Origin of the sequence: Frigoribacterium sp. PvP054 (assembly GCF_040547465.1) — a bacterium.
Taxonomy (GTDB): domain Bacteria; phylum Actinomycetota; class Actinomycetes; order Actinomycetales; family Microbacteriaceae; genus Frigoribacterium.
In genome coordinates, this window is the sequence record NZ_JBEPPU010000023.1 from 1 (window position 1) to 16,723 (window position 16,723).

Here is a 16,723-nt window from a genome sequence, read left to right on the forward strand (position 1 = left end):
GGGGCCCCGGCGGGGCCGCCGGGCCGCCCGGGGGCCCCCCGCCGGGGGCGGGCGGCCCCCCGGCCCCCCCCCCGCGGGGGGCCCCCCCCCCCCGCCGGGGGGGGGGGGGCCCCCCCCCCTCGACGGTGCGGCGCCGTCCGCCCCGGCCCCGGCCCGGACCCCGGCCCGGTTCGACCCGGACGCCGCCCGCGACCGGCGACCCCGGCGTCAGGCTCCCGCCGCGGCCGCCACCGGCGTGGCGAGGGGCACCTGCACCGTCGCCGCCTCGCCCGACCCCAGGTGCACCGTGGCGCGACCCGGCACGACGCGCGTCGACACCATCGAGCGGGTCACGCGCACGCCGATCAGGTCGCCGTCGATGGTGTTCTGCGGGCTGAGCAGGGCACCCCTCCGGTTCTTCTTGGCGTCGACCTGCCACCCCGAGAACCCGGCGCAGAGCCCGGTCGTGTTGCCCCCGAGCAGCAGGGCCCGCCGGTGGTCGGCCGCCGACTGGACGTACGACCTCAGCCACTGCTTGGCGGGGGCGTCGATCAGCAGCTCGCCGTCGTCGACGACGAGGGCGACGGGGCGACCGTCGGGGTCGAGCAGCGGGCGCAGCTCGTCCTCGGTCAGGTCGACGCCGGTCAGCACCGCCCGGACGCCGTCGCGCCCCGCGAAGAGGCGGAGGGGCGACGGACGCGGGGCGGCGATGACGAGCTCGGTGCCCGCGCGCAACAGCGACTCGGCCATCGTGACGAGCATCGTGCTGCGTCCGCTCCGCGACGGGCCGGCGACGACGAAGGTCGGGGCGTCGGCCTCGAGGTCGATGCCCTGGGCGGTCATCTCGTCGCCCCCCACGCCGATGAGGGCCCAGAGCGGTCGTGCGGCGTCGGCCCCGGCCAGTTCGAGGGCGTCCTCGAGTCGGAGGTCGGTCGGCAGTCCGTCCACGCGCAACGGCCGCACGCGACGCGTGGCGAGGGGTTCGGCCGCGTCGAGCCGCGCGGCCAGCTCGCGCAGGGCCGTCGCCTGCCCCTGACCGCTGACGTCGTCGCCGAGCACGCCGACCTGCAGCTCGACGCCGCTGCCCGAGCGGAAGCCGCGCCCGGGGGCGATGTCGCCGGGGAGCTCCTTGTGGTTGATGCCCGCGAGGCTGTAGTCGAGGCGGTCGGTCAGCCGCAGGACGACCTTGTCGTCGGTCAGCACGGCCATCCGGCTGGTGAGCAGCGACCGGTCGCCGGCGATCACCACGTGGATGCCGGCCCCGGCCCCGTCGCGCAGCAGGGCCTGCACCGAGTCGGTCAGCCGCCCGCCGTCCACCTCGCCGAGCGTCCCGACGAAGTTCTCCCACCGGTCGATCATCAGCAGCACGTGCGAGAGCCGCGCACCCGCGGGGGCGGTCGCGCGTTGCTCGCCCACGTTCGCGACGCCCGCCTCGGCGATGACGTCGTGACGGCGGCCCATCTCGGCCACCAGCCGGTCGATCAGCCGGGTCGACCGCTCGATCTGGGTGCGCTGCGTCACGGCCCCACAGTGCGGGAACGCCGCCAGCGCCGACAGGGCGCCGTTGCCGCAGTCGACGCCGTAGAGGTGCAGGTCGTCGCTCGAGACGGCGGACGCGGCGGCGGCGGCGATGCTCCGCAGGGCCTGCGACCGCCCCGAGCCGGGCGCGCCGACGACGTACAGGTGGCCGAGGCGGTCGAGGTCGACGACGGCGTCGCGCTGCAGCTGGCGGTCGGGCAGGTCCTCGGTGCCCCAGGCGAAGGCGAGCGGGCCCGCCGAACCGGCCCGCGCCTCCGGGTCGACGGTCGTCAGCGGCACCTGCTCGGCCAACGGGTCGAGCCACGGGCTGCGCTGCGAGGGCACGGCCAGCAGCTCGTTCGCGTCGCGGAGGGCCTCGACGAGCGCGGCGAGGTCGGTGTCGGCGGCGGCCGTCCCGGTGGCCGGCCGGGTGGGGACCGTCAGGGCGAAGTCGCGCCAGCCCAGTCGTCGGACGAAGGGTTCGACCACGGCGCCGCCGACCTCGGTGGTGCTGCGGCCGCCGACGCGGGCGGACTGGAACGGCACGACCGAGGCGTGGCCGAGGCGGGCGTAGGCGCGCCCGGGCACGCTCTTGGCGATGCGGGCGGCGTCGGGGATGTCGATGACGTCCGAGCTCTCGCCCGTGTCGGTCATGCGCAGGGCCACGCGGAGGTTGGTGTTCGCGCGGATCTCGGGGCTGATGACGCCCGAGGGTCGCTGCGTGGCGAGGATCAGGTGCACGCCGAGCGAGCGCCCGCGCTGCGCGATGCCGACGAGCCCGGTCACGAAGTCGGGCAGCTCCTTCGCGAGTGCCGCGAACTCGTCAATGACGATCAGGAGGCGCGGCAACCGCTCGCCGGCGCCTCCCGTCGCGAGGTGGTCGCCGTAGTCCTCGACGTCCTTGGCGCTCGCGGCGGCCAGGACGTGCTCACGCCGGGTCAGCTCGGCGCGCAGCGAGCGGAGCGCCCGCTCGACCAGGTGGCTGTCGAGGTCGGTCACGAGGCCGACGGTGTGGGGCAGCTCGGCGCAGGCGGCGAACGCGGCGCCGCCCTTGTAGTCGACCAGGACGAAGGTCATCGCGTCGGGTCGGTTGGCGACCGCGAGCGAGGCCACGAGCGACTGGAGGAACTCCGACTTGCCCGAGCCGGTCGTGCCGGCCACGAGGCCGTGCGGGCCGTCCTTGACGAGGTCGAGCGAGAACGGGCCGTCGATCGAGACCCCGACGACCGCGGTGGTCGAGGCGCCGGCCGAGCTCCACCGGTCGGCGAGCTGCTCGCCCGTCGGGCGGCCGAGGTCGAGCACGTCGAGCAACGCCGCCGAGTCGGGCACCAGGCCCTCGGTGGCCGTCGAGCTGATGTCGCGGACGGGCGAGACGTCGCGGGCGACGTCGTCGTACCAGTCGGGCACGACCAGGTCGGTGAGCACGTGGTCGACGTCGAGGGTGTGCTGGCGGCGCAGGACGAGCTCGGAGTCGGAACGCTGCAGCACGGTGGCCGCGCACTCCTCGGGCAGCTGCCACTCCTCGGCGTCGAGGCAGAGGACCCGCACCCCGCAGGCCGGCCCCTCGCGGAGCAGACCGACGACGCCGGGCATCGCCCGGAGCCGCCGGGCTCCGTCGAGCACGACGACGTACTCGGGCGAGAACCTCGTGGCGCGGGACTGCCGGGTCGCCAGGGTGGCCTGGCGCTCGGCCACGAGCTGCGTGAGCTCGGCGAGGCGCCGGCCGATCGACTCGGAGTCCGCCCCGATCAGCGAGAGCGCGTCGTCCCCGTCGGGGCGGACGTGCGGCAGCCAGTTCACCCACGCCCAGTCGTCGACCGCGGTCGTCGAGGTCAGGACGACCAGGCGGACGTCCAGCGGGCTCTGGGTGACGGCGAGCTGGCCCAGCATCCAGCGACCCATCTCCCGGGGCCAGGCGCCCGTGCCGGCCACGCCCACCACGCCGGCCGCGGCGAGCGACACGGTCACCGGCACCCGCTCGGTCGTGCCGGTCGCGACGCTGCGCGAGATGAGGTCGCGGTCGTCCTGGATCTCGACGGTGGCCGGCAGGTCGGCGACGCCCACCCGCACGGTCAGGTGGTCGGCGTCGGTCGACCGGCGTTCCCAGAGCCGCCGGGTCGGCACGCGGGCCGCCGTCCGCAGCTCGGCGGCGTCGCCCGCGTCGTGGCGGCGCCGGTCGCGCTCGGCGACCACGGCCTGGTCGACGCGCTCCTCGATGCGCCGGACGAGGTCGCGGTGGTCGGCGAGCATGCGGGCATGGCTCTTCTTGCCCTGGCGCCGCGAGGTGACGGTCGTGCCGATCATCATGATCGGCGACATGAAGGCGAACATCAGGTAGAAGGGCTGGCGGAACAGGATCGCCATCGTGACGCCGAACACGGCCGGCACCGCGGCCATGATCCACGGCAGCGGGGAGCGCTGCGGGGGCACGGGCTCCTTCGGGATCGTGTAGCGGTCGACGACCGGGGGCGGCAGCAGCCGGGGCGGCCGGTTGAAGTCGAGCCAGCCGGAGTCCGGTGGGCGCAGCAGCACGACGTCGGACACCGTGACGGGGCGGGCGGCGAGCATCGAGTCGGCCACCCGGAGGATCTCGCCGTGGGTCCACGGCGTCCACTCCGGGCCGAGGTCGGCGCCCTCGAGCAGGACGACCGGCACCGCGCCTCCGCCGACGCGACGCAGGCGCACCGACGCGTCGAAGCCGACCTCGAGCTCGACGACGGCCTCGCCCGACGACGACTCGAGGCCGAACGACCCGTCGGGGCCGACGGCGAGCCGCGTGCTGCCGACCGTCAGGGGTTCGAGGCGCCCGCTGTCGCGCCCGCCCACCGCGCGCAGTTCGACGATGCCGGTCGGTCGGGGCGTCGGGGGCGTCGAGCCGAGGTGCAGGACCGTGCCGTCGAGCAGGCCGCTCGTGGCGAAGGTGACGCCGTGGTCGACGTCGACGGCCTCGCGGGGGACCGCACCCCACTCGCGGCCGAGGGCCTCGAAGATGCGCTCCATCGGGGTGTCGCCCGGGGCGTCGACGAGGACGTCGCCCGAACGGCCGACGAGGTCGTCGACGACGGTGACGACGACCCTCACCGGGTGCCGACCGGGGTGGGGGCGGCGGTCGCCGCGGCGTCGCCGTCCGGCGTGGCCGACGGCGCGGCCGTCGCGGACAGGGCGACGTCGACCCAGCGCAGCTCGCCGAACGGGCCGGCCTCGAGCCGACCGTCGCGCCGTGCGGTGAACGACCACCGCGCCTCGGCCGTCGCCGTCAGCACGACGACGCCCCAGAGCGAGTCGGGTCGTTCGAGGGCGGCCCGCAGGGCGGCCCAGGCGTCACGCCCGGGCACGTCGGCGAGCAGCAGGACCCCCGGGCGGCCGTTCTCGACGACCCGCGCCACGGCGTCGTCGAGCGAGAGGACGGCGCCGAGCGCGACCTCGTCGTGGGTCAGTCCGACCGTGGCGAGGGCCGTGGCCGACGACCAGGGCGACGTCGCCAGCTGGTCGGCGATGCGACGGGCGACGGCCACGACCGCCGCGCGGTCGCCCGACACGGCGACGGGGCCGCGGGCGTGGGCGAGTTCGACGTGCGTGCGACCGTCGGGCGACGAGCCGAGCGCGACGGTCGTCGAGAAGTGGCCGGACCTGTCGCCGGCGACCCCGTCCGCGTGCAGGGCGGCGAGCGAGGCGGACCAGGTACGGCCGTCGACCGTCGTCGACCAGGGGGCCGGGGGCGCGACGGTCGGCGACGCGAGGTCGACGTCGACCCGGTCGAGCCCGACGACCAGGCGCACCATGCCGGGGAAGACCACGTGCTCGCGCTCGCACGAACCGATCAGCGCCCGCATCACGCGGTCGACGGTCCAGGTGCCCGCGGGGTCGGCGCGCACCTGGTCGGCCCAGTCGACGGCCACGGTGCTGCGGTCCTTGCGGGCGGCGACCACGAGGGGGAGCGTGAACGAGAGCGTGACCACGACCAGCAGCACGGCGATCGTCAGGGCGAGGTTGCCGAAGGGGTGGACGAACGGCGACAGCGTCGACGGCGACAGCGTCGACGACGACAGCGCCGACGACGACAGCGCCGACGACGACAGCGCCGACGACGACAGCGCGAGGGCCGTCACGCGTCGACCTCGGCCAACCGCGTCTCGAGGTCGCCGGGCTCGACGCCGGGCACGTCCACCCAGCGGAGGGTCGTCACCAGGGCGTCGAACAGGTACACGAGGGCCTCGGCGAGTCGTTCGGTCGGTTCGTCCCCGTAGACGGCCGAGAAGTTCAGCACGAGCCAGCGGCCCGGGCGGTGCGGCACCGAGATGGTGTAGACCACGCGACGCGTCCACACGCGCTCCCACGACCCCTCGGCCTGGTCGTTCGTCAGCACGTCCTCGGTGCGGGCCGCGGCCGCCCCGTCGACGTCCCGCAGGCCGCCGTCGACCTGACCGGCGTCGGTCAGCAACCGGGCGATCACGGCCACCGGCTCGGTCTCGGACTCGTCCTCGACCTCCGACTCGACCAGCGAGGCGGGCAGCGTGAACCCGTCGACGGGTGCTCCCGGCAGGTACACGGCCGTCGCCCCGGCCTCGCCCGCCTCCTCCACCGTCCGGGCGAGCTGTCGGCGGAACTGCCGGCGGAGCGGTTCGGCGCTGTCGCGCGGCAGGTCGTCGGGCAGTGCGGCCGCGACGATCGCGTCGAGCTCGTGGCGGAGCTGTTCGGCCGCCTCGGGCCGGGCAGGCAGGCGCACCCACCCCGGGGGCAGGGCCATCACGAACGAGGTCGTCAGGTCGACGGTCATCGGTCGTCTCCGTCGATCTCGGTCTCGGTCTCGGTCACGGTCTCGGCGCGCACCGTGCCGAGGAGCCCCACGACACGGTCGCGGAACGGCTCCACGAGGCCGAGGTCGTTCGTGCGCCACAGGGCGACGACGTCGAGCCCGTCGCGTCGTCGGGCGCACGCCACCGTCGCCCAGACGTCGCGCTCGTCGTCGAGGTCGAAGCGCGTCACGACGATGCCGGGCCCGACGGCCTCGGGCAGGTCGTCCACGATCGGCGCCTCGACCGGGCGTCCGCCGCGGGCCAGGGCGAGGTCGAGCAGGTCCACGTCGTCGTCGGCCGGCTCCGCCGACACGATCACCGGCAGCGGCCAGCGGCCAGGCAGGCCGAACGACGCGACGAGTCGCGACGAGTCGTCGAGCGAGTCGGCCATGTCGAGCAGGTCGGACAGCGTGCGGTCCACGTCGAGAGCAGGAGGCGCGACCTCGTCCTCGAGGTCGAGTCGCGCCAGGTCGTCGAACAGGTCGATCATCACCTCGCACCACCCCTCCTCGTCGAAGTCGGCGTGGCGCGACCTGGCCGGGACGAGAAGCCCGGCGGGCAGCTCGACCCCGACGACCGCCTCGACCGCGCCCGGGCGGGGCCGCCCCGCCGGGGTCCCCGTCACAGGGGCGCCTCGGGGCGGGCGTTGCCACCGGGGAAGTCGTACTTGACGTTCTCCCAGGTCTCCCACCGGCTGAGGTCGGTGCCGAGGCCGGTCGGGTTCGCGCCGAGGGCGAAGCCCATGCCCGCCCAGCCGTAGACCGAGCGGCCACCGTTGAAGAAGGTGAACGCGCGGGGCAGCTCCTTGGCGACGACGCCGGCCTCGGTCGCCGCCGCGCGGTACTTCTCGAAGCCGTTGACGCCGTCGGTGCCGAAGAGCTTGTCGAGGCGGTAGCCGCGGTAACCCTCCGACCCCTTCACGAACTGCTGCGTGACGGCCGTGACGTCCTTGCGGATGGTCGTCGGGATCTTCTTGAGGTTCCACCAGTTGGGGTCGACCTTCCCGATCGTGGTCGCCTGCTCGTGGTACGTCTTCGAGGCCGTGAGCAGGCGCGCCCTCTCGGCGGCGATCCGGCCGTCCACGTCCGCCCGCTCGACCCGCATCCCGTCGCGCTCGGCGCGGGCCGCGGCCCGGACGTCGGGGCGTTGCTGCGGTCGGATCCTGCTCTCGGCCACGCCCGCGCGGATCTTCGCGGTGAGTTCCTTCTGGCGGGCCTGCAGGGTCCTGGTGGCCGCGGCCGACGTGGTGCGGATCTCGGTGAACTTCGCGGCGTGCTTCGTCGCGACCCCGCTCTTCGCGACGCTGACCACCTTGGTGAGGGCGGCTCCCGCTCCGAGCAGCAGCACGCCGACTCCGGCGATGATCACGTCGATGAACGAGGCGTCACCCATCGCGGCCTGCGCGGCGGTCGCCGCGAAGGCGAGACCGGTCACGATGGCCCCGGCGAGGGCGGCCATCCCGAGTCCGGGGATGATGAAGGCGAGGACCGCCAGCGCGACGCCGATCCAGGTGAGCACCTTGACCAATATCTTGAGGAAGGCCTGGAAGGCGGCCTTCAACCGGTCCTTCCAGGAGTCCTTCAATCCGTCGTTCCACGCGTCGCGGATGGTCTCGGAGGCCTGTCGGCCGCGCGCGTCCAGTTCGGCGAGGGCGCCCTCGAGGCGGGCGATCGCGCGCGTGCCGCCCGACTCGGCCTCCGACACGGCGGCGTCCTTCTGGCGTCCGACGGTCTCCTCCTCGGGCGTCAGCGGAGGGGCGTCCGACGGGCGTCCGACGCGGGGGTCGCTCATGCCCGTGGCGGACGACAGCGAGTCGTTCGCGACCCTCGCGTCGGCCAGGGCCGCCTCGGACTCGGTCAGTGCGGTCTGGAGGTGTGGGAGGTAGGCCTTCAACGCGTCGCGCACGGCCGAGTAGCGCCCGCTCATCTGGGTCAACTGCTCGCTGACCTGTTTGCTCTTCTCCCGGACGCGGTCGGCGCTCTGCCCCTTGAACTGCGACTCGTCGCCCTCGCCGATGCGCCGCAGCACGGTGGCCTGGTCCTCGATGTCCTTGGCCATGTTCGTGTAGTAGACCGTCAGCTGTTCGATCTGGTCGACGTCGGCCACCACCGGGTCGCGGTGACGGTTCAGCAGGTTCCACTCGCCGGGACGTTCGGGCATCAGACGGTCTCCGTCTTCAGGCCGTCGGCGATGTCGGCGTCGGCGCGCTCCCACTCGTCGTGCATCTGCTGCAGCTTGTCGTGCAGCTTCGACACGTTGTCCTTGATCTTGCCCCGGTGGATCTTCCAGTTGCCGCTGAAGTCGCGCATGGCCTTGTTCACCGTGGCCTGCCCGAAGATGTCCTTGTTCTCGTCCTTGCCCGAGGCCTGGTGCTCGAGTTCGTCCCGCACCCGGGCGAGGGCGTCGATCGAGGTCTTCAACGCCTCGCCGTCGACGATCAGGTCTGCCATGTCTCCGCGTCCGTTCTGACGATGTGTCGCTGTCGTGCCGAGGGGTGCCACCGGGCGGTGGCGGACGGGCGGTCCCGCCTCCCGGGGGTCGGGAGGCGGGACCGCGTCCGGCTACTTGAGGGCCTTGGCCAGCTCGGAGTCGGTCTGCTCGAGTGCCTCGGCGGCACTGTTCAGGTACTGGCTCATGCCTTCGAGCCCCTGGATCGTCTTGGTCGCGCCGTCGTTGAACTCCTGGTACGACGACCCGAACGCCACGGACGACTGGTCGGTCACGTAGCCGCCGCTGATGAGGCTGTCGACCAGGGTCTTGAGCTCGCGCAGCTTCGACTCGATGTCCTGCTCGCCGTTGTTCAGACGGGTCGCGGCATCACGCATGTCGCCGTAGGTCACGTTCAGGTTGGGCATTCGGTGCTCCTTCGAACTGGGGTGTCGTCGGTGTCGACGGTGTCCGCCGGCGGCGAACGAGAGACAACGTAACGGGACAGGACGGTCCCCTGACCCCCGAATCGGGGTCATCCATCTCGCGTTCACCCGTGCCGGGTTGTCGATACTCGACGGTATGGCGCCCGGATCGTTGCGCAAACCTCTTGCCCATCGGCATTTTTGTGCACTGCGTGAATCAAGGTGGTCCGAGTCGACCGGGGCGCAGAATTAACCTGTTCGAAACCGAACTCTTTTGTCCGGAGAACGAACCCCGGCGTGTCAGCACGGCCTCCGAGGTCACCGACCCGGCGCGGCGGGGCCCCCGGCGGGCGCCCGCAGCGACCGGTCGGACACCGTCAGCGCCGTCGCCACGACCGCGAGACCGATCACGACCGTGGCCAGCGTGTGGAGCCCGGTCGTGGTCGGTGCGTCGCCGTACACGCCGCCGATCAGGCTCGAGGCCCCGATGGCCCCGACGTAGATCGCGGTGCGCGACAGTCCTGCGGCCGTGCCGATCATCGACGACGGCACCTGCCGGTAGAGCGCGGCCTGGTTCGAGACCGACGCGAGGCCCTGCGGCAGGCCGAACAGGGCCGGCACGAGCACGAGCGCCCAGACCGGGGACCCGGAGGCGGTGGCCAGCAGCAGCGCGCCTCCTGCGATCGGGACGGTCGCCGCCACGACCAGAGGCAGCCGCACGGCCGACCGCCGCGCGAAGACGAAGGACGCGACCCCGGCGACGATCGCACCCGGCAGCTGGATCAGCCCGGCCTGCGCGCTGCCGATGCCCCCGACCTGCTGCACCCACTGCGAGAAGCCGTAGGTGACCGTGTAGGCGATGCCGTAGACCAGGAAGAGCCGCAGGTAGGTGCGGGTGAGCGGCCCGTTCGCCGCGAGCACGCGCACGTCGACGAAGGGCGCGACGGCACGCAGCTCCCAGGCGATCAGGCCGGCCAGGGCGGCGACGGCCACGCCGAGCAGCCACCACCAGCCCTGACGCAGGTCGAGCAAGAACACGAGCAGGGCGGCGATCGTGACGGCGAAGAGGGCGAGCCCCGGCAGGTCGACGGCGCGGGCGAACGAGAGCCGGGTGGCGGTGGAGTCACGGACCGGGCGCAGCGAGTCGCTCGGCATCCAGAGCAGCGAGAGCACGAGCCCGACGCCGGCGAGCGGCACGTTGACCAAGAAGATCGAGTGCCAGCCGAACAGGCCGATGAGCACCCCGGCGAGGGCCGGGCCGGCCGCCGCCGACGCGAGCGACGAGATGGACAGGCCGCCCAGCACGAGCGGGGGAGTCGCGACGCCGAGGCGGTCGGACTGGTTGCGGATCGCCGTCATCGCGGCGGGGTACGCGGCCGAGGTGCCGATGCCGATCAGCACCCGCGCGGTGACGGCTCCGCCGAAGGACGGCACCAGCTCGGGCAGCACGCCGGCCAGCATCACGACCACCATCCCGCTGACGAACACCTTCTTGGGCCCGATCCGGTCGGCGAGCTTGCCCATCGTCGGTTGGCCGACGGCGCTCGCCAGGTAGAGCGCGGCGACGAGCCAGATCGCCTGGTCGGCGCCGATGCCGAGGTCGGTCGAGATCGGGGCCAGGGCGACCGCGATCATCGTGGTGTTGATCGGGTTCAGCAACGGGCCGAAGAGCAGCGGCACGACGAACCGCGGCCCGAACGGCCGGGCGTCGTGCGAGGTGCGGGCGATGCGCGAGGCCCGGGCGCCCTCTCGTCGGCTGTGGCCCGCGCCGCTCACGACCGGTGGCGGCGGATGCGGATCGGGCCCTTCGCCGTCGACGGGTCGACCACCGAGCCGCCCTGCGTGATGTCGACCTCACCCGCGGCGACCATCCGTCGGGCCGCGCGGCGGACGGGCTCCATCAGGTCGCGCCACGCGTCCTCGTCGTCGGGGTGCAGCGACCGGGCGACGTCGGACGGGCAGATGGTCGACGTGGCCGCCCGGGCCGCGAGCAGGTCGCGGATGCGCTGCTCGAGGGCGCGGTCCTGCGCCGTCACCTTGCGCTTGCGGCAGGCGTCGCTGCAGTACGCGACCTCGTCCCAGTTCGACGCCCACTTCTTGCGCCACTCGATGGTCCGTCCGCACGATCGGCAGGTCTTGGGGTCGGGGGTCGCGGCGCTCATGCTGACAGTCAACGCGGGAGGCGCGGTGAGCGTTCCCGACGAGGTGGTCGCCCCGCTCGTCCGTCGGTCGGGCGCTCTCGCCCGCTCGGGGGATGGAGGCGCGGGTCCGGTCCACGTATCGTCGTCGGGATGAGCGGGGGCACGGCGACAGGCGCGACGCGGGGTGCGTGGACCGAGGTCGACCGGCAGCCGCTGCCCGGTGCGACCCCGATGCAGGCGCTGCGGCGGTTCGTGGGCAACGCGTACGTCGTGCACGCCCGGGCCGGCCGTGCCGAGTTCTGGTGGATCTGGCTGTTCCAGACCGCGCTGGGGCTCGCGTGGAACCTCGGCGTCGGGTCGCTCGTGCGGGGGGCCGGCGAGGCGTCGTGGTCGGTCGGCGCCTACGGCTCGTCGCTCTTCGCGTACTGGCAGGTCGTCTCGTCCGGCTCGGTCGGCCCCCTCGACACCGCCGCGTCCACAGGCGCCTCGCTCCACCTGGGGCAGTTCTCGATCGGGCCCTTCGGGCCGACCGGAGGTGCCCCCGGGGGGACCACCTGGGTCGGCATCGTCTGGGCGCTCTGGTGCCTGGCGACCCTCGTGCCCATGGCGACCCTGGCGATTCGACGTCTGCACGCCGCCGGGGTCTGGGGGTGGGGCTGGTTCTGGCTCGGCGCACTGCTGCCGTTCCTGCAGATCGTCGTCGTGCTGATGCTCGCCCGCGAGACCCGGCCGCCCAGCGCCCGCTTCCGCGAGCGCGACCGCGCCTCCTGACTCACCACACCGCGTTTCGTGCACCGCACCGTGACCAGTCACGGTGCGGTGCACGAAACGCGGTGCGCTGCGGCCGCAGGCACACGGGCGCGACGGCCCTGGCCAGGCCGGGCGACAGCGGGTAGACTCGACCCCGGTCGGGCGGCACTCCCGGCCCCGGGCGTGCACGACAGCGCGCAGTCGGGATCACCATCCTCCCCGAGCCACCCACGGTCACGAGCGACACGAGTCGCGAGGGCCGTGCCGCCGGCAGGCCTGCTCGACCCTCGGGTCGAGGCGACCGGTCGGCCCGTGGCAGCCATCGGGTCGAGAGAACGGCGCCCGCCGACCACCTCAGGTTCCATGACACTCGCACCCCCGCGCCCTTCGGCGCCCTCGTCCACCCCGCCGGCCCGCTTCCCGTGGGCAGGCCTGATCGCCATCGCCGTCGCCACGTTCCTCTCGATCTCGGGCGAGATGCTGCCGACCGGCCTGCTGCCCGAGATGAGCGCCGACCTCGGCGTCACCGAGTCGAGCATCGGCCTGCTCGTCAGCGTCTTCGCCTTCACGGTCGTGCTGACCAGCACCGGCCTCACCCACCTCACCCGGCGGCTGCCCCGTCACCTGATCGTGGTCGGCCTGATCGTCGTCCTGGCGATCAGCGCCGCGCTCACCGCGATCGCCCCGACCTACGAGCTCGTCCTCGCGAGCCGTGTGCTCGGTGGTCTCGCCCACGGCATGTTCTGGGCCGTCGGCGGTGCCTACGCCGGGCACCTCGTGCCGCGGGCCCAGGTCGGCCGGGCGCTCGCCGTCGCCATGAGCGGGGGCACGCTCGCGTTCGTGCTGGGCGTCCCGCTCGGCACCGCGCTCGGTCAGGCCCTGGGCTGGCGCGAGGCGTTCGGCGTCCTCGCCGGGCTCATGGCGCTCGGCGCGGTCTTCGTCCACAAGTTCCTGCCGCCGGTGGGGCCGGGCACGGCGCACGAGTCGACGCCCGACCCGGTGACCGACGCGGTGCCGACGCTGGTCGACGGCGCCGCGCCTCCTGCGGTGCGGGACGGCGGGCGCGAGGGCCGGCGCCGTCGCGCGCTGCCGAAGCCGAGCGTGCTCGGCGTCGTGCTGAGCTGCGTGATCACGGCGGTGTTCATGGTCGGCCACTACTCGTTCTTCACGTACATCACGCCGTACCTCGTGCGCTCGACCGGTGTGCCCGAACAGGGCCTGGCCGGCTGGCTCTTCGCCTTCGGCGTCGCCGGGGCCGTGGGGCTGGGCATGGTCGGCTGGTTCCTGGGGGCGCGGCCGCGGGTCAGCATCCCGATCGGGGTGGCCGTCGTCGGGCTGGCCGTCACGGGCATGCTGCTGTTCGAGGGCATGATCGTGCCGTCGCTCGTCGCGTTCGTGCTGTGGGGCGTGACCTTCGGGGCGCTGCCGCCGCTGTTCCAGACCCGCATGCTGCAGGTCGCTCCCGAACGGATGCGCGACCTGGCCAGCGCGTTCTACACGACCGGCTTCAACGCCGGCATCGGCGGGGGAGCCCTGATCGGCGCCCTCGTCCTCGACGGGGCCGGGCTCGACTCGCTGCCCGTGCTCTACGTCGTCGTGGCCGCGGTCGTGCTGGTCGCGGTGCTCGTGAGCGACCGCCTGCTCGCCCGTCGGTCGGCCCGTCCCGCCGCCTGACCCGGTCGCGCCGCCGCCTGACCCGGTCGGCCCGCCACCTGACCCGGTCGGCCGGGGCCGTCGCCCGGGTGTCGACCCGGTCGTGCGGCGCTCAACCCCTGCCTAGGCAAATCGCTGACCGCCGCTGCAGGGGGTGGCTGACGCTGTGGCGTGCTCGGGTCGTGCCACCCGGTCGCTTCACCCCGCCGAGCGGCGCTGAACCTCTGCCTAGGCGGATCGCTGACCGCCGCTGCAGGGGGTGGCTGACGCTGTGGCGTGCTCGGGTCGTGCCACCCGCCCGCGTCACCCTGCCGAACGGCGCTCACCCCCTGCCTAGGCAAATCGCTGTCCGCCGTTGCAGGGTGTGGCGCGGCCGGGACGCTCGAACGCGGGAGGCGCGACTCACGTGAGTCGCGCCTCCCGCGTTCGAGGCGGTGCGGGGCGGTGCGGGCGCCGGGTCAGCGGCGCCGACCGGGCTGCTGGTAGCCGCCGGCCTGGCCGTTGCCGCCGCCACGGCGCTTGTTCATGATCTTCTTGAAGACGAAGGTGGCGATGAGCGGGGCGAAGCGTCGGAGCAGTGATGCCATGGGGTGCCTCCTGGGGCGATGGTGCACGGGTCGTGCGGTCGAGCCGGTCGGCTCGGTGGGGTGCGGCCCGCGGTGGCGCGGGGGACGATCGCGTCGGGACGACCGCCGCGGGTTCCAGTGAACTCCGTCCACTGAACTCCCTGCCTGCTGGACGAGGTGCCTAGCGCACCCGCTGCGACTCGCCCGCGTCGTCCGCGTCGTCGTCCTGGCCGGCGATGAAGATGTCGCTGACCTCGATGTTGATCTCGACGACCTCGAGCCCGACGAGCTGCGTGATGGCGTCGCTCACGGCCCGACGGACGTCGTCCGCGACCTGCTGCACCGACAACGGGTAGTCGACGACGATGCTGAGGTCGGCCGCGGCCTGCGTCCGGCCGACCTCGACCTTGACGCCCTGACCGTGGTCCTGCTGGCCGACCGCGCTGCGCAGGGCGCCCACGGCACGCGACGCCCCGCCACCGATCGAGTGCACCCCGGGCACCTGACGGGCGGCGATGCCGGCGACCTTGGCGACGACGCCGTCGGCGATCTGCGTGGTGCCCGCGGCGTCGGACGAGACGGTCGAGGCGCCGTCGAGGCGCGAGACGCCGTCGACGCGCGATCCGGTGATCGTGGCGGGGGTGGGCGTGGCGGCGTTCGACATCTCGGGTCCTCTTTCGGCTCGGTGGCTGGTGTGTCGATGAGACGCCCGACGCGCCCGGTTCGTCACGGTGAAGATGCTGACAACCCGCTGAGTGCGCACGCCTACTGTCGGGGCATGCAGCGCACCCGGTGGATCTTCCTCGACCAACTCGGCCCCCACTTCGACGACGGCGACCCGATGCTGTTGATCGAGAGTCGCTCGTCGTGGCGCGGGCGCACCCTGCACCGGGCGAAGCTGCAGCTGATCCTCTCGGCGATCCGGCACCGGGCGGCCGAACTCGGCGACCGCGTCGACTTCCGACAGGTCGAGCACTACTCGGAGGCACTCGAGGGCCGCGACGACCTCCAGGTGGTCGACCCCACCTCGTACCGGGCCCGACGACTCGTGCGGTCGGTCGGGGCCGACGTGCTGCCCAGCCGGGGCTTCGTCTCGAGCGAGGCCGAGTTCGCCGAGTGGGCGGCGGGTCGACAGGGCGGCCGCGGCGCGGGCCGGTCCGGGGGCGCGGCGGCGGACGCCGACGACGCCCGCCGAGGAGGCGCGGGTCGACCGACCGGCGCGTCCGGCGGTCGACCGGCACCGCGCCTCCTGATGGAGGACTGGTACCGGGCGGTCCGTCAGCGCACCGGCCTGCTGATGGAGGGCCCGCAGCCCGTCGGCGGCCAGTGGAACTACGACCACGACAACCGCGAGAAGCCGCCGAAGGGGGCCGCGACGCTCGGCCTCCCGCCGCAGGAGTGGCCCGCGGAGGACGACATCGACGCCGAGGTGCGGGCCGACCTCGACCGGTGGGAGCGCGAGGGCGTCGTCACGCTCGTCGGCGACGACGCCCCCCGTCGGTTCGCCGCCACCCGGGCCGAGGCGACCGCCGCCCTGGCGGACTTCGTCGAGGTGCGGCTGCCCGACTTCGGCCCGTTCGAGGACGCCACGCTGTCCGGCGACTGGACCATGGCCCACTCGCTGCTCAGCGCCCCGATGAACCTCGGACTGCTCGACCCGCGCGAGGTCGTCGAGGCCGCGATCGCCTCGTACCAGGCCGGTGACGCCCCCCTGCGCAGCGTCGAGGGCTTCACCCGGCAGATCGTCGGCTGGCGGGACTGGGTCTGGCACCTCTACTGGCACCTCGGCGAGGACTTCGCCACGACGAGCAACCACCTCGGTGCGACACAGCCCCTGCCCGAGGTCTTCGCCGGGCTCGACGCCGAGGCGGTCGAGGCCGAGTGCCTGAGCGACACCCTCGACGGGTTGCGGCGCCACGGCTGGAACCACCACATCCAGCGCCTGATGATCCTCGGCAACTGGGCGCTGCAGCGCGGGGTCGACCCGGCGGCGCTCAACCAGTGGTTCGTCGACATGTACGTCGACGGCACGCCCTGGGTGATGCCCGCCAACGTCGTGGGCATGTCGCAGCACGCCGACGGCGGCATCGTCGCGACGAAGCCCTACGCGTCGGGCGGTGCGTACATCCACCGCATGACCGACCACTGCGGCTCGTGCCGGTTCGACCCGAAGAAGCGGCTCGGCGAGGACGCCTGCCCGGTGACCGCCGGGTACTGGGCGTTCCTCGACCGGGTCGAGCCCGTGCTCTCGGGCAACCCCCGCATGGGCCAGCAGTTCGCCGGGCTCCACGGGCTGGCCGACCGCGAGGCCGTCGTCGAGCAGGAGCGCACCCGCACGACCTGGTGACCCGGCGCCCGGCACCGACGAGGTCGGCGCCGTCGGGGGTGGGCCCCCCGCCCCGGGGGGGGCCCCCCCCCCGGGGGGGGGGGGCGGCGCCCCGGGGGGGGGGGCCCCCCGGGGGGGCCCC

At 73.9% G+C, this 16,723-nt stretch carries 14 protein-coding genes; 3 read left to right on the forward strand and 11 right to left on the reverse strand.

Features of this window, described 5'->3' with window-relative positions; all coding sequences use genetic code 11:
• Positions 1-207: 207 nt before the first annotated feature.
• The 9 genes from ABID81_RS15560 to ABID81_RS15600 all read right to left on the reverse strand — a co-directional run bounded on the left by ABID81_RS15560 (position 208) and on the right by ABID81_RS15600 (position 11,307).
• Entirely contained in the window at positions 208-4,578 is a 4,371-nt protein-coding gene (locus ABID81_RS15560) for an FtsK/SpoIIIE domain-containing protein (RefSeq protein WP_354595684.1), read from the reverse strand.
• Positions 4,575-5,606 carry a hypothetical protein gene (locus ABID81_RS15565; protein WP_354595685.1) on the reverse strand — a complete coding sequence of 344 codons (1,032 nt, stop codon included), beginning with the start codon at positions 5,604-5,606 and terminating at the stop codon, positions 4,575-4,577. Before ABID81_RS15565 ends, ABID81_RS15560 begins: the two co-directional genes overlap by 4 nt.
• The gene (locus ABID81_RS15570; protein ID WP_354595686.1) at positions 5,603-6,274 is read right to left on the reverse strand and encodes a hypothetical protein; all 672 of its coding nucleotides are present in this window, start codon (positions 6,272-6,274) and stop codon (positions 5,603-5,605) included. Before ABID81_RS15570 ends, ABID81_RS15565 begins: the two co-directional genes overlap by 4 nt.
• On the reverse strand, positions 6,271-6,918 hold the full coding sequence (locus tag ABID81_RS15575; protein ID WP_354595687.1) for a hypothetical protein: 648 nt from the start codon (positions 6,916-6,918) through the stop codon (positions 6,271-6,273). Before ABID81_RS15575 ends, ABID81_RS15570 begins: the two co-directional genes overlap by 4 nt.
• Complete coding sequence (locus ABID81_RS15580) at positions 6,915-8,453, reverse strand: hypothetical protein (protein ID WP_354595688.1); 1,539 nt, start codon at positions 8,451-8,453, stop codon at positions 6,915-6,917. The genes ABID81_RS15575 and ABID81_RS15580 overlap by 4 nt, the downstream gene beginning before the upstream one ends.
• Positions 8,453-8,743 (reverse strand): hypothetical protein, encoded by a 291-nt coding sequence (locus ABID81_RS15585; protein WP_354595689.1) that lies wholly within the window; start codon positions 8,741-8,743, stop codon positions 8,453-8,455. The genes ABID81_RS15580 and ABID81_RS15585 overlap by 1 nt, the downstream gene beginning before the upstream one ends.
• 111 nt (positions 8,744-8,854) lie before the next feature.
• Entirely contained in the window at positions 8,855-9,148 is a 294-nt protein-coding gene (locus ABID81_RS15590; protein ID WP_056259510.1) for a WXG100 family type VII secretion target, read from the reverse strand.
• Positions 9,149-9,463: 315 nt separating this feature from the next.
• Positions 9,464-10,921, reverse strand: a complete 1,458-nt coding sequence (locus tag ABID81_RS15595; protein ID WP_354595690.1) for an MFS transporter — start codon at positions 10,919-10,921, stop codon at positions 9,464-9,466.
• The gene (locus ABID81_RS15600) at positions 10,918-11,307 is read right to left on the reverse strand and encodes a DUF3253 domain-containing protein (protein ID WP_354595691.1); all 390 of its coding nucleotides are present in this window, start codon (positions 11,305-11,307) and stop codon (positions 10,918-10,920) included. Before ABID81_RS15600 ends, ABID81_RS15595 begins: the two co-directional genes overlap by 4 nt.
• A gap of 129 nt (positions 11,308-11,436) precedes the next feature.
• Here ABID81_RS15600 and ABID81_RS15605 point away from each other — a divergent pair, with 129 nt between their 5' ends.
• Positions 11,437-12,057 (forward strand): DUF805 domain-containing protein, encoded by a 621-nt coding sequence (locus tag ABID81_RS15605; protein ID WP_354595692.1) that lies wholly within the window; start codon positions 11,437-11,439, stop codon positions 12,055-12,057.
• A 342-nt stretch (positions 12,058-12,399) separates the two neighbouring features.
• Positions 12,400-13,710: an MFS transporter gene (locus tag ABID81_RS15610; RefSeq protein WP_354595693.1), complete on the forward strand. Its 1,311-nt coding sequence runs from the start codon at positions 12,400-12,402 to the stop codon at positions 13,708-13,710.
• Between the two features lie 437 nt (positions 13,711-14,147).
• Here the strand turns inward: ABID81_RS15610 and ABID81_RS15615 are convergent, their stop codons facing one another.
• Complete coding sequence (locus tag ABID81_RS15615) at positions 14,148-14,276, reverse strand: hypothetical protein (protein ID WP_255354548.1); 129 nt, start codon at positions 14,274-14,276, stop codon at positions 14,148-14,150.
• 160 nt (positions 14,277-14,436) lie between these two features.
• Positions 14,437-14,919 carry an Asp23/Gls24 family envelope stress response protein gene (locus ABID81_RS15620; protein ID WP_354595694.1) on the reverse strand — a complete coding sequence of 161 codons (483 nt, stop codon included), beginning with the start codon at positions 14,917-14,919 and terminating at the stop codon, positions 14,437-14,439.
• 114 nt (positions 14,920-15,033) lie between these two features.
• Here ABID81_RS15620 and ABID81_RS15625 point away from each other — a divergent pair, with 114 nt between their 5' ends.
• On the forward strand, positions 15,034-16,602 hold the full coding sequence (locus ABID81_RS15625; protein ID WP_354595695.1) for a cryptochrome/photolyase family protein: 1,569 nt from the start codon (positions 15,034-15,036) through the stop codon (positions 16,600-16,602).
• The last annotated feature ends 121 nt before the right edge of the window (positions 16,603-16,723 follow it).